Here is a 13240-nt window from a genome sequence, read left to right as displayed (position 1 = left end):
GATGACCAGCGTCAGCTCACTGCTCGCCGCGTCCCTGCTCGCCGTGCCGGCGGCGGTCGCGGCTCCCGCCGTCGGCCCTGCCGCGGCGACCACCGCCGGCCCGGTCGCGGTGACCGCCGCGGCGGTCACCTGGACGACGGCGAACAGCAACTCCAGCGGGGACCAGGACCGGCCCGCGATCGTCGCGAACCGCAACGGGCACGTCGCGGTGGTGTGGGAGGACGACCGGGACTCCTCCGCACCGGAGGACGACACCCACAGCGAGATCTACCTGCGCCTGTTCACCAACGGCACGTCCAGCTACGAGGTGAAACTCTCCGGCGGCGGCGCCAGCGGGGCCGCCTGGCGGCACGTCAGCCCCGACGTGGGGCTCGACGACCGGGGCAACGCCGTGGTGGTCTGGGCCGCCGACGGTGACGGCAACGGCTACTACAACATCCAGTACCGGGTGGTGTCGCCCGCCGGTACGGTCCTCGGCTCGGGGCAGGCCAACGCCAACGCCAACGGGCAGCAGGTCTGGCCGAAGGTGGCCGTCGATCCGGACGGCGCGCCGACGAGCGCCGCCGTCGGCTTCACCGTCGCCTGGGAGGACGTGCAGGGGACCAGCCCGGCGACCGTCCGGGCCGCCGGGTTCACCGGCCCCACCACCAAGGCGTACGAGGTGGCGGCGTCACAGACGACCGGGTCGCACCATCGCCCCGACGTGGCCGTGTCGGCCTCGGGCGAGGCGCTCGTGGTCTGGGACGAGGACGCCGACGCCAACGGCGCGTACAACGTCGGCCTGACCCGGCTGGCCCGGGCGAACGGCGCGGTGGTGCTGTCCCGGCGGACGGCCAACGGGCAGAACGGCGGCCAGCAGCAGCGCGCCTCGGTGGCCGCGAACTTCGCGGGTGACTTCACCGTGGCGTGGGAGTCGGACCACACCGGCACTCGTGGGGTCTGGGCGCGCTCGTTCACGGCCGCCGGGGCGGCCCGGCACGGCGAGGTCGAGGTCTCCGCCGGCGCCGGCGCGCCCGGCGTCGGCATCGACGACCAGGACAACGTGGTGGTGGGCTGGACGGTCGGGTCCGGCGCCGCGTCGGACGTCTGGGCGCGCGGTCTCAACCCGGACGGGACGTCCGCCGGTCGGCTGGCGGCGCAGGCGCTGAGCCAGACGACCGCCGGCCGGCAGGAGCAGATGGCGATCGCCACGTCGCCGTGGGGCGAGGTGGCGGTCTGCTACACCGACGACAACGACGGGAACACGTTCGACCAGGTGCTCCTCGGCCTCGGGGCGACGAACTCCACCTGGCTGATGTCGGCGGAGGAGTTGCGCCGGCTCAAGGCGCGGGCCGCCGCCGCGCGCTGAGCCGGTCGGGCGACCCCCGGTGGCCGCGCCGCCCGCGGTGCGGCCACCGGGTACCCGTCAGTCGAGCCAGACCACGATCCCGGTCATGGCGTGGAGCACCGCCGCGACGCCGGCCCGGATCGCCGCCGCGCACCGCTCCGCGGTGAACGACGCCGGGTCGTACGTCGAGGACATGCCGAGGCCCTCGCCCCGGAACGAGGCGCCGGCCCAGTCGACGGCGGTCACGTTGTGGGTGGGCTCCGCCAGCTCGGCGCCCACCACCAGGAACTGCTGGTCCAGATGATTGGCGGTGACCAGCGCGAGCGGGTCCACGAGGTCGTTGCCGGCGCTGACGACGAGGTCCGGGCCCAGGTCCATCGCCTTGACGATGCCGGGCACCGGGTCGTGCCGGTCGGCGACGACCGTACGCAGGTCGACGTCCTCGTCGTCGGCCCACTCCTTGACCGCCGTCACCAGCGCCTTGGTCGGGGCGTCGTCACCGACGGTGAGCAGCACTACCCGGTAGTCCTTCGCGGGGTGGACGCCGCTCCACGAGCCGGGTCGCGGCGTGATCGTCCCCTCCGGCGCGGGCGGGGCGGAGGGGTCGACGAACCCGGGGCCGAGCGAGCCGACGGGCGTGGGTGCGGCGTGCGGTTGCGACCAGTCGTCGCCGGAGTTGCATCCGGCGAGCAACGCGGTCGCGGTGGCCAGCACGGCGACGGCCCGAAGCGGGCGGCGCATGGTCATCGTCTTTCTCCCAGGTGACGGCGGAAAACGCGCGTACGCCTTCCGGCCCCAATTCCTATCCCAATTCCCGCGATCCCTGATCGGCGGGTGGGTGCTTCGGCGGTTTGTTCTCCGGTGGTTCGCCGACGATGGGGCTCCCGTTCACCCATGCCGTGCACCGTTCACTGGCCACAGTGAGGGAGCAGCATGTCAGGTCGTGTCAGCCGTACCGTTATCGTCGCCGTCGTCGGATTCATCGCCGCGGCGCTCGCCGTTCTGGGCGCCGGCCCGGCGTACGCGCACGGTTTCTCGTCGACGGTTTACGCGGACATCTCGTCGGGAGACGAGAATCACGTCCGTACGGCGCTGGAACTCGAATACGACCTCTTCGTCGTCTCCGCCGCCGACTACGAGGACGACGATCCGCTCTTCCAGGCCGGCACCGCCGCGTTCGACGACGGCGACACCGCGGCGCAGGCGGCCGCGCTCAACGGTCACCGGCGGACGGCCCTGGACTACGTGACGGAGCGCTTCTCGGTGACCTCCGGCGGCGACTCCTGCACGCCCAGCCAGGTCGGCGACGTGACGATGGGCGCGCGGGAGGGGGTGCCGTACGCCCGGCTGCTGCTCGACTGGGCCTGCCCGGCGGGGGCCGACGCGCACGAGGTGCGCAGCGGGCTCTTCCCGGACGCCGAGGACTACGTCAAGGGCACCAAGACCATCGTCACGTACGACCTGGACGGTCGCACGGGCAGCGCCGCGCTCGACGCCGGCAACCCGTCCTTCTCCACCGGTCAGTCGTGGTACGAGCGGTTCCGCGAGTTCTTCGTCCTCGGCGCCGAGCACCTCCTCACCGGCATCGACCACATCCTCTTCCTGCTGGCGCTGATCGCCGGGTCCCGGCGGCTGCGGGAGATCGTGCTGGCGGCGACCAGCTTCACCCTGGCGCACTCGGTGACGTTCATGCTCGCCGCTCTCGGCCTGGTCGACGTGCCCGCGGCGGTCGTCGAGCCGGTCATCGCCCTGTCCATCGCGGTGGTCGCCGGGTGGCACCTGTGGCGGCTCTGGCGGCGTGGCGACCACGCCACCGACCTGGAGACGACGGGCCGCGGTCACTTCAGCCTGGACCGCGCCGGCTGGATCCGCCTCGGGATCGTGTTCTGCTTCGGCCTGGTGCACGGCCTGGGGTTCGCCGGCGCGCTCGGCATCGACGAGGCGTGGTCCTGGACGCTGCTGTGGTCGCTGCTGGTGTTCAACGTCGGCATCGAAACCGTTCAGTTGGCCATCATCGGCGTGGTCTTCCCGCTGCTGATCGTGCTGCGGCGCGCATATCCGCGAGTCGGTCTCTGGGCCACCGGCGCGATTGCTGCCGGGGTGTCCATTATGGGGCTGGTCTGGTTCTTCCAGCGGCTGTTCGCATCCTGAGAAACGTGCAGGTCTTCCGGGAAGTGCACCCGGCTGCAAGATCGCATTAACGATCGGTTCACCGGGTGGGGAAAGCGTGAGGATGCTTTTCCGTTGCCTCGGGAAAGCATCCGTACCCCATCGAAAAAAGGAAAGTAGTCGATGGAATTCAGTAAGACGCGAGCCTCCGGGCTTGTGCGTCGCCGCGTGGCCGCAGGGGCCACCGCGGGGGTCCTGGGCCTGGCGACGGCCATGGGCAGCGGCTTCTGGGCCGCCGCCAGCGCCGCCGACACCGCCACGCTCAGCGGCATCGTCCTCGGCGTGGGCGCCAACGAGACGCAGCGCATCGTCACCTGGTACTCGTCGGCCGACACCGCCCAGAAGATCCAGGTGGCGCCGACCGCCGAGATCGTCAACGGCGAGTTCCCGGCCACCGCCGTCACCTTCGACGCGGTCGGTGCGGCGAACACGTCCACCACCGGGTTCAACCGGCACGCCACGATCACCAACCTGAAGGAGAACACCGGGTACTCGTACCGGGTCGGCTCCGAGGGCAACTGGTCGCCGGCGTACTCCTTCAAGACGCAGGACTTCGAGGGCGACTACGACTTCCTGTTCTTCGGCGACCCGCAGATCGGCTCCTCCGGCGACATCGCCAAGGACCAGGCGGGCTGGGCGGAGACGCTGCGGTACGCCACCGCGGCGAACCCGAACATCGAGATGCTGGTGTCCGGCGGTGACCACGTCGAGTCGGCGAACAACGAGGCCCAGTGGGACGCGTTCCTCGCCCCCGACCAGCTGCGGCAGTACCCGGTCGCGGCCACCATCGGTAACCACGACGTCGGTGGCAAGTCCTGGGAGCAGCACCACTTCACCCCGAACACCGACCGTTCGGCCCAGTACTACGCCGGTGACCAGAACACCCGCTCCGGCGGCGACTTCTGGTACATCTACAAGGACGTGCTGTTCGTCGACATCAACAGCAACAGCTACGTCAACCCGACCGACGGTTCGCTGGGCGGCGACGCGGCGCACGTCGCGTACGTCACCGACGTCATCAAGAAGCACGGCTCCGAGGCGAAGTGGAAGGTGCTGGTCTACCACCACTCCATCTACTCGCCGGCCAGCCACGCCACCGACGGCGACAACGTGCAGCGGCGGAAGGACTTCACCACCGCCTTCTCCGACCTCGGCGTCGACATGGTGCTGCAGGGGCACGACCACAGCTACTCGCGTAGCTACTCCATCAAGAACGGCGAGAAGGAGAACCCGGCCGAGCAGCCCGGCGCGGCCGAGGTGTTCCCGGGTCCGGGCGGCGTCATCTACGTGACGGCGAACTCGGCCTCCGGCTCGAAGTACTACGACATCAAGAAGCCGAACGCTGCCGAGGCGGGCAAGCCGCACGGCAACGGTCCGGACCCGCTGGACCCGAACAAGTACTGGTACAACTCGGTCCAGAACCAGGAGCACGTCCGCAGCTACGTCAAGGTTGGCGTGAAGGCGGACAAGCTGGTCGTGGAGAACATCCGCAGCGGCACCTGCGCGGCCCCGAACGCGGCCGTGGAGAAGGGCCTCTCCTGCGTCAACACCCCCGACGGTCAGCCGGTCGGCTCGATCGTCGACAAGGTGACGGTGCACCCGTACCACGGCAACGGCCAGGACATCCAGGTCAACGTGCCCACCGCCGCCGGTGAGTTCGGCTGGACGATCGACGGCTACAACGGCCTCGTGAACCTGGGCACCGCCCAGGAGCGCAACGGCTGGTTCTTCGAGGCGACCGGTTCGATCAACCCGATCGTGGTGTCGGACAGCCGCTTCTCGCTCGCCCCCTGGTCGATCTCGGCCAACGTGAGCGACTTCAAGGACGGCGACAAGACCTTCTCCGGCGCCTACCTCGGTTGGTCGCCGAAGGTCCTCGCGACCGGTGCCGGCGCCCAGGCCGGCGCGGCCGTGCAGTCGGGCTACGACGACCAGGGTCAGGGCCTCGCGGTCTCCCGTGGTCTCGGTGCGGCCGACCAGGGCCACGCCCGGGGCAAGGCCACGCTCGGCGCCGACCTCGACCTCAAGTTCCCGAACGAGGTCGCCAAGGGTAGCTACCGCGCCACCCTCACGATCACTGCCCTGAGCAGCTGATCGGACGCTCTGCCGGGTGGGGTAGGTGCCTTCGGGCGCCTACCCCGCCACCCGTTTCGGACCTCCCCAAGATCACCCAAGGACCAGAGATGCACGCGCCCACCACGCGCTGGACGACCCGGACCACCACGCTCCTCCGTACGACCGCCCTGTCCCTGCTCGCCGCCCTCGCGGTCGTCGGTGTGAGCGCCGGCCCCGCCCTGGCCGCGGACGGCGACGTCGCCTGGACGGTCCGGACGGACTCCAACAGCTACGGCGCGAACCGGTCCAGCTTCAGCTACACCGTCAATCCCGGCGGCACGATCGAGGACGGCATGGTCGTCGCCAACCGCGGCCCGGCCCCGCTGAACCTCACCGTGTACGCGGCCGACGGCTTCACCACCGACGCCGGCCAGCTCGACCTGCTGACCAGGGACAAGAAGTCGGTCGCGATCGGCGCCTGGGTCACGTCGGGCACCGGCAGCGTCACCATCGCGCCGGGGAAGACGGCCACCGTCCCGTTCACGGTCAGCGTGCCGGCCAACGCCACGCCCGGAGACTACGTCGGCGGCATCCTCACCTCCCTGACGCAGCCCGACCAGGCGGAGGGCATCAACGTCGACCGCCGCCTCGGCATCCGGATCAAGCTCCGCGTCGGCGGCGAGCTGAAGCCGAGCCTCGCGATCGAGGACCTGCACGTCGACTACGACGGCACCTGGAACCCGTTCGGGCGGGGCGACGCGACCATCACCTACAAGATCCACAACAGCGGCAACGCCGCCCTGTCGAGCGAGCAGCAGGCGTCCGTCTCCGGCCCGTTCGGCCTGCTGCGCACCAAGGCCGGCGACCTCAAGAAGTCGCCGGAGCTGCTGCCCGGCGAGAGCTGGACGGTCACCGTCGGAGTCAAGGACGTCAGCCCCGCGTTCCGGCTCGCCGGGACCGCCGCGCTCACGCCGCTGCTCACCGACCCGTCCGGCTCGGTGACCCCGCTCGACGAGGTGACGGACACCGCACACACCTGGGTCGCCCCGTGGGCCCTGCTCGTCCTGGTCGTCGTGCTCGTCGCGATCGTCGTCGTGGCGATCCGTCTGGTCCGCCGCAACCGCACCACGCGCAAGCAGCGCGAGGACGCCCGCGTGCAGGAGGCCGTCGCCCAGGCGCTCCGCGGCGAGAACGCCTAGCCGGCATCGACCCGTTCCCGTCGTTCGGTGACCCGGGTCGGCGGAACGGTCAGTCGACCGCGCGGGCCAGGACGTTCGCGACCGCGACCCGGGTCGGGTCCGGGTCGGCCCAGCTCCAGTTCGGGTGCGCCCGATTCGTCAACAACGCGAGCACGAGCTTGCGGCGCGGGTCCACCAGCAGCGACGGGCCGGCGAAACCGGTGTGGCCGAAGGCGCGCGCGGAGGAGAGCCGGCCCATGAACCAGGGCTGGTCCAGCACGACCCCGAGGCCGTGGGCGGAGGTGCGCCGCGGCCGCTCGGGGTCGATCGCCGGCTTGCCGGCGTTGACGTTGCCGAGCATGCGCCTGACCGTGGCCTCGGCGAGGATCCGCCTGCCCCGGTAGCTGCCGCCGTTCAACAGCAGCTGCCCGATGACGGCGAGGTCGGCCGCGCTGGCGAAGACCCCGGCGTGCCCGGCGACGCCGCCGAGGTGGTTGGCGACGTCGTCGTGGACGGTTCCGCGCAGCAGCCCCCGCGACGAGCGGGCGTCGGTGGCGACCAGCCGGCTGGCCTGGGCGGCGGGGCTCAACCAGGTCTTCGGGTTGAATCCGGTGTCGCGCAGCCCGAGGGGCTCGGTGAGGTTGGTCCGCAGGGCCCGGTCGAGCCGCAGCCCGGTCACCTTCTCGACAATCTTGCCGGCCACCATGAGACCGACGCTGGAGTAGCGGAAGGTGGTGCCGGGGGTGGCGCCGGTGACGAGCGGGGTGGTGACGACGGCGGACCACCGAGCGCTGTCGCTGCTCAGCCCGGTGACCTTGGCGCCGACGGGCAGGCCGCTGGTGTGCGCGAGCAGCATCGCCACCGTGACTGCGTCCTTCCCGGCGCCACCGAACTCCGGCAGGTAGTCGGTCACCGGCGCGTCGAGCCGTACCCGGCCCTTGTCGACCTGCTGCAACAGCAGGATCGCCGTGTAGACCTTGGTGACGGAGGCGAGGTCGAAGATCGAGTCGGGGCGCATGGCGACCCGCTTCCCGGCCGCCAGCAGCGACGGTCCGGCGCCGTAGCGCAGGGCCTCACCGACCGCGGTGTGCACCGTGGTCCGACCGTCGACCGTCACGAGGGCGACCGCGCCGGGATAGCCGGTGTGCCGGACGGACTGCGCCGTGCTCGGCAGTCCGCGCCGGAGGACCGCGGTGACCTCGGCGCTGTAGGGCGCCTGGTCGCCGGCGTCAGCGGTCGGGCTCGTGCCCGGGCGAGCCGGGTTCGCGCCGAACGCTTCGGTCGCCCGACCGGTGCCGGTCGGCCCCGCCGCCCCCGTGCTCGTCGTGGCCGGCGCCGAGCCGGCGTCGCGGGTGGCGCCGCAGCCGGCGAGGGTGGCGGTCGCCGCGGCGAGACCGGCGCCGAGCAACGTACGACGAGCGACAGGCATGGCGGCGAGCATGGCAGCTCGCCCGCACTTGCGCCATCGGGCCGTACGCCTCCGGCACCCAGCCGACCCGCCGACCCGGCCTCGCCGCCCGGCCGAGGCGCGTCGAGGGTGCGGCGCCAGGGGCTGACCGCGCATGCCGGAGGCGTTGCGGCGGCCCGCCACCGCGGCGAGGATGAGTGTCCTGGATGGAGGGAGTGGTCCGGTGCGTGCTGTGGCGGTGACGGCGATCGGTGGTCCGGAGGTGCTGCGGCTGGTGGACCGGCCCGACCCCGTCGCGAGGCCGGGACAGGTGCTGGTGCGCGTGCTCGCGGCCAGCGTCAACCCCGCCGACCTGGCTTCCCGCGCGGGGCTCGTGGTGGGTGAACCGATCGAGCCGCCGTTCGTGCTCGGCTGGGACTTCGCCGGCGAGGTGAGCGGATGCGGTGACGGGGTGACCGACCTGCGGCCCGGTCAGCGGGTCGCCGGGATGATCCCGTGGTACGTGGTGCGCGGCGTGTACGGGGCGTACGCCGAGCAGGTCGCGGTCGGCCGTGACGCGGTGGTCCCGATCCCCGACGACCTCGACCCGGTCGCCGCCGCCACCGTGCCGCTCAACGCGCTCACCGCGCGGCAGGCACTCGACCTGATGGCGCTCGACCCCGGCTCGACGCTGCTGGTCAACGGCGTGAGCGGCGGGGTGGGGGGCTTCGCGGCCCAACTCGCGAACCGGGCCGGGCACCGGGTGCTCGCGGTCGCGGGCCGGGACGACGAGGCGTGGGTGGCGGGACTCGGCGTGACCGAGGTGTTGCCCCGCGCGATCGACCTGACGACGGTCGGGCCGGTGCCCGCCGCGCTGGACGCGGTCCCGGTCGGCGCGCCCGTGGCCGCGGTGGTCGCCGACGGCGGCGTCCTGGTGACGACCCGTCCCACGCCGCCGGTGGACCCGGCCCGTGGCGTGCGGCAGCACGTCGTCCTGATCCGGCTGGTCCAACCGATGCTCGCCGACCTGCTGGCCGACACGGCGGCGGGCCGGTTGCGGACGCGCGTGGCCGCGACGCTGCCGCTGGCCGAGGCGGCCCGAGCGCACCGGCTGGTCGCGGCCGGAGGCCTGCGCGGCAAGGTGGTCCTCGTCCCCTGACCAATTCGTGAATAGCGCTCTCCACTGTGCTCGAAAAAGGCATTCGTGCGGCCGGGATCGCGGTGACCGACGGTTTCCCCCGACGAATACGCGACGGGGTTACCGGACATGATCCGGACCACTTTTTGACCGCCGTCAGCGACCGACGAACTGGCCTCCGATCAGGGCAGGTAACGTTCCGGCCGTGCCAGAGATGTTGCCGCTTCTTATTACCGATCGGTATGAGGTCCTGGAACTTCTCGGCCAGGGTGGAATGGGGCGGGTGTGGAAGGCCCGCGACCGCATGCTCCAGCGGGACGTGGCCGTCAAGGAAATCGTCCCGCCGCCGGGGCTGACCGATCAGGCGCGGCAGGAATTGCGGCTGCGCTCCCTCAGGGAGGCGCGGGCGATCGCGCGCCTCGACCACGTCAACGCCGTCAAGGTGTACGACGTGCTGCTGGGCGCCGACGGTGACCCGCAGATCGTGATGGAGTACGTGCCCTCGCGCTCCCTGCACGACGCCATCACCGCCGATGGCCCCGTCCCGCCGCGGCGGGCGGCCGAAATCGGGCTGGCGGTGCTCGGGGCGCTGCGGGCCGCCCACCGGGCCGGGATCGCCCACCGGGACGTCAAGCCGGCCAACATCCTCATCGGCATCGACGGGCGGATCGTCCTCACCGACTTCGGCCTGGCCACGGCCGTGGAGGACGTGAACCTGACCCTCACGGGTGTCGTCCTGGGCTCGCCCGCCTACGTCTCGCCCGAGCGGGCCATGCGCGGCACGGTGGGCCCGGAGGGGGACCTGTGGTCGTTGGGCGCGACCCTGTTCGCGGCCGTCGAGGGGCAGTCGCCCTACGCGCGGCCGTCCAGCATGATGAGCCTCACCGCGCTCGCCACCGAGCCTCCGCCCCCGGCGCGGCACGCGGGACCGCTGACACCCGTGATCGAGGGGCTGCTGCGCAAGGACCCGGCCGAGCGCATCGACGCCGACACCGCGGAGCGGCTGCTGCGGGCGGTGCTCGCCGGACCGGCCACGGCCCTGCCCCCGGCCCCGATCCCGACCCGGGCGCCGGCTCCGACCTCCGCCCCGACCCCGGCTCCGGCTCCGATCCCAGCCCTAACCCCGGACCCAGCCCCGGCGGCGCTGGATGCCGCGGAGCCGTCGGCCTCCGTCCGGCGTCGACGGCGGTCCTGGCTCGTCGCGGCCCTGTCCGTCCTGCTGCCACTCGGGCTGGTCATCGGCATCCCCCTGGCCGGCCATCGGGCGCCGCGCACCACCAGCGACGCCGACCTGGTGGGTCCACCGGAGTCGAGCGGGCCGTCGACCGAGGCGACGTACTCCGCCCCACCGGCCGCCGACGGGTCGCGACCGCTCACCTGGTCGGTCTACCGCGACAGCAGTGGGTTCACGGTGCCGGCACCCCGCGACTGGCGCATCGTCCGAAGGGATCGGCAGGTCGAGTTCCACGAGCCGGGCGGCGAGCGGATGCTCACGGTGGGCCCGGTCGACACTCCCGGCGGCGACCCGGTGGGGGTGCTGACCAGCCAGGAGAAGGACCCGGCGATCGGCGGGCGGTTGCGCGGGTACCACCGGGTGGAGATCGCGGCGGTCAACTACCAGCTACGGGCCGCCGACTGGGAGTGGGTCCACACCGGCGCGGGCGGCATCGTCCTGCACGTACGGCAGCGCGTCTTCACGACGTCGACGCAGCAGAGCTACCGCATCGTCTGGACGACGCCGGACGCCGACTGGCCGGCCAACGCGGACGCCTTCCAGCGGGTCACCGCGGGCTTCCGGCCGGCCGCGCCGCCGGCGTCGGGGGGCCTCGCGACGCTCACGCCCGGGGGCACCGGCGCACCGAAGTCGAGCATGACGCCGACCCGGTCGGGTTACCAACTCGTCGGGGCGGCCAGCGGACGTTGCCTGGACATCAGCGACCCGGCCTCGCCCGACCCGGTGGCCCTGCGGATCTGGGACTGCCGCGACGACCGCGGCCGCAACCAGCTCTGGACGTTCGGATCGGACCGGAGCGTACGCCTGGGCGGTCGCTGCCTCGACGTGCTCAACGCGTCGAGCGACGAGGGCGCGGCGATCCAGCTCACCACCTGCAACACCACGCCCGCCCAGCAGTTCACCCTGAACGACCGGCGCCAACTGGTGAACGCCCACAGCGGGATGTGTCTGGCCGTGGTCGGCGCGGGCACCGCCAACGGGGCGTCGATCGAGCAGCGGGCCTGTGCCAGCGGTGCGCCACATCAGCAGTGGTCGCGCCGCTGACCCGCTGACCCGCTGAGCCCGGACCGACTTGATCGGTCCGGGCTCCTCCGCGGAAGATCAGCGGATGGCGTTGCCGTGCGCGTCCGCGCTGCGGCCGGCGCCGTGCGGCCTACCGTGCGACGTGCCGGGGGAGCGGACCCCGTTCACCGCCGACGTGTCGTACGCGAACGTGATCACCGCCGTGGCGAGGGCGTCGGCGTTGACGTCGAGCGCGTACGTGTTGACGTTGCCGTAGAGGCGGTACAGCGACCGCAGCTGGGCGTAGAGAGCGGCGTCCGCGCCGTCCGTGACCGGCCGCAGGCTGTCGCAGGGGTCGTGGTAGCAGGGGTCGTACTGGGCCCCCTCGACCCCGCCGTACTTGGCGACGTCCTCTGCGGTCTTGAGCACCTCGGCGCCGGTGAAGAGCCCGCCGGCGGGCACGCCGACCGCGATGAACGGGCCGTAGTCGGACCGGCCGGTGAAGTCGGCCGCGTTGGTGGGCAGTCCGCGGCGGGCGAAGAACGACTCGAAGACGTCCTCGATCTGGGCCGAGCCCTCCGGGCCCGGGCCGGCGCCGGTCTGCGCCGAGTCGTCGCCGTCGTAGACACCGAACACGTAGTTCGGGGAGCCGATCATGTCGAAGTTGAGGTAGAGCGCGAGGTCCTCGACCTGCTCGGCCGTGAGACTGTTGACGTAGAAGGTCGACCCGACGAGGTTGGCCTCCTCGGCGCCCCACCAGGCGAACCGCACCCGGTTGTTGCTCTTCACCTTCGCCATCTGGAGGGCGACCTCCAGCAGCGCCGCGCTGCCCGTGCCGTTGTCGTTGATGCCGGCGGTGTCCGGCTCCGAGTCCAGGTGCGCCCCGGCCATCACCACGTTGTCGGCGCGTCCGGTGCGGCGCTCCGCGATGACGTTCTCCGTGGCGCGGATCTCCGAGGTCGTGTCGGCGGTGATCCGTACGGCGAGGTCCGCCGTGGCGGCGAGCTGCTCGCCGAGGAAGTAGGAGACCGACACGGCGGGAATCCCCACGGGGTTGCCGAGCGTGCCGGCGAACAGCGCGTACCGGTCGACGTTGGTGACCGGGTCGCCGTCGCCCTGGTTCATGAGGATGGCGCCGACCGCGCCGGCGGCCTCGGCGTTGGTCACCTTCTGGCCGAACGGGCAGCCGCCCCGCTGCACCAGCACGATCCGGCCGGTCACCGCCGACGTGAAGTCCGACGCCTCACAGCCGGACGTCGAGGCGCGCGGCGGGGTGAGCGCCAGGTCGACCGGCACGACCGACGCCGTGACGTCGCCGGCTCCGGAGAAGTCCATCAGGTCGTAGTCGGTGCCGGCGACGTAGTCGGTCGCCGGTGGCGGGGACGTCCGGGCGAAGGACGACCCGAACTCCTCGAAGAAGTTGAACTCGAACGGTTGCCGAGTGACGGTGTAGCCCGCCTTCTTCAGCTTTCCCGCCACGTAGTCGGCGCTGGCGTCGTACCCCGGCAGGCCGGAGCCGCGGTTGCCGCCGTTGGCGTCCGCGATCTTCTGGAACGCGTCCAGGTGGCGGAGCACCCCCTTCAGGGTCACCGCCTTCGTGAGCTTCTTCGCCGAGTTGTTGTGGGAACCGGCCTGCGCCGGGGTGACCAGCGTCAGCGATCCCACCAGGGTCGCCGCCACCGTCGCGGCCAACGCCCGTCTGACTCGTGCAGACACCACGGTGTGTCCTCCTCACCGCTGCGGCGTCCGG

Annotated in this window: 9 protein-coding genes; 6 read left to right on the top strand and 3 right to left on the bottom strand. The window is 72.1% G+C overall.

Annotated elements, in window-relative coordinates; all coding sequences use genetic code 11:
- The first annotated feature begins 1 nt into the window (after position 1).
- Positions 2–1348 carry a hypothetical protein gene (locus GA0070620_RS12325; RefSeq protein ID WP_091590245.1) on the top strand — a complete coding sequence of 449 codons (1347 nt, stop codon included), beginning with the start codon at positions 2–4 and terminating at the stop codon, positions 1346–1348.
- 57 nt (positions 1349–1405) lie between these two features.
- Here GA0070620_RS12325 and GA0070620_RS12320 read toward each other — a convergent pair whose 3' ends face one another.
- The gene (locus GA0070620_RS12320; RefSeq protein ID WP_231922347.1) at positions 1406–2074 is read right to left on the bottom strand and encodes a type 1 periplasmic-binding domain-containing protein; all 669 of its coding nucleotides are present in this window, start codon (positions 2072–2074) and stop codon (positions 1406–1408) included.
- A gap of 186 nt (positions 2075–2260) precedes the next feature.
- On the opposite strand from GA0070620_RS12320, the gene GA0070620_RS12315 reads away from it, so the two are divergent.
- From GA0070620_RS12315 to GA0070620_RS12305, 3 genes are all read left to right on the top strand, one after another.
- Positions 2261–3478, top strand: a complete 1218-nt coding sequence (locus GA0070620_RS12315) for a HupE/UreJ family protein (protein ID WP_091590243.1) — start codon at positions 2261–2263, stop codon at positions 3476–3478.
- Positions 3479–3664: 186 nt separating this feature from the next.
- Positions 3665–5590, top strand: coding sequence for a purple acid phosphatase family protein (locus GA0070620_RS12310; protein WP_231922346.1), 1926 nt, complete (start codon positions 3665–3667; stop codon positions 5588–5590).
- A gap of 89 nt (positions 5591–5679) precedes the next feature.
- Positions 5680–6750, top strand: a complete 1071-nt coding sequence (locus GA0070620_RS12305) for a WxL protein peptidoglycan domain-containing protein (protein WP_091590238.1) — start codon at positions 5680–5682, stop codon at positions 6748–6750.
- Between the two features lie 49 nt (positions 6751–6799).
- Here GA0070620_RS12305 and GA0070620_RS12300 read toward each other — a convergent pair whose 3' ends face one another.
- Entirely contained in the window at positions 6800–8158 is a 1359-nt protein-coding gene (locus GA0070620_RS12300) for a serine hydrolase domain-containing protein (protein WP_231922345.1), read from the bottom strand.
- A 202-nt stretch (positions 8159–8360) separates the two neighbouring features.
- Between GA0070620_RS12300 and GA0070620_RS12295 the strand changes: the two genes are divergently transcribed.
- Positions 8361–9275: an NADP-dependent oxidoreductase gene (locus tag GA0070620_RS12295; protein WP_091590233.1), complete on the top strand. Its 915-nt coding sequence runs from the start codon at positions 8361–8363 to the stop codon at positions 9273–9275.
- A 253-nt stretch (positions 9276–9528) separates the two neighbouring features.
- Entirely contained in the window at positions 9529–11532 is a 2004-nt protein-coding gene (locus tag GA0070620_RS12290; protein ID WP_231922344.1) for a serine/threonine protein kinase, read from the top strand.
- A 57-nt stretch (positions 11533–11589) separates the two neighbouring features.
- Here GA0070620_RS12290 and GA0070620_RS12285 read toward each other — a convergent pair whose 3' ends face one another.
- A complete protein-coding gene (locus GA0070620_RS12285; protein ID WP_157741601.1) occupies positions 11590–13209 on the bottom strand; it encodes a M28 family peptidase in 1620 nt (539 codons plus the stop codon).
- Positions 13210–13240: the final 31 nt, after the last annotated feature.

It is taken from the genome of Micromonospora krabiensis (genome assembly GCF_900091425.1).
In the GTDB taxonomy this organism is placed as follows: Bacteria; Actinomycetota; Actinomycetes; order Mycobacteriales; family Micromonosporaceae; genus Micromonospora; species Micromonospora krabiensis.
Note: the sequence above shows the minus strand (reverse complement) of the source record. Positions and strands in the feature narration are given on the sequence as shown.

What these genes read in the sequence shown, in the direction of transcription:
- GA0070620_RS12325 (WP_091590245.1), top strand. Translation starts at nt 2, where the DNA reads ATGACCAGCGTCAGCTCACTGCTCGCCGCGTCCCTGCTCGCCGTGCCG.
- GA0070620_RS12320 (WP_231922347.1), bottom strand. Translation starts at nt 2,074, where the DNA reads ATGACCATGCGCCGCCCGCTTCGGGCCGTCGCCGTGCTGGCCACCGCG.
- GA0070620_RS12315 (WP_091590243.1), top strand. Translation starts at nt 2,261, where the DNA reads ATGTCAGGTCGTGTCAGCCGTACCGTTATCGTCGCCGTCGTCGGATTC.
- GA0070620_RS12305 (WP_091590238.1), top strand. Translation starts at nt 5,680, where the DNA reads ATGCACGCGCCCACCACGCGCTGGACGACCCGGACCACCACGCTCCTC.
- GA0070620_RS12300 (WP_231922345.1), bottom strand. Translation starts at nt 8,158, where the DNA reads ATGCCTGTCGCTCGTCGTACGTTGCTCGGCGCCGGTCTCGCCGCGGCG.
- GA0070620_RS12290 (WP_231922344.1), top strand. Translation starts at nt 9,529, where the DNA reads ATGGGGCGGGTGTGGAAGGCCCGCGACCGCATGCTCCAGCGGGACGTG.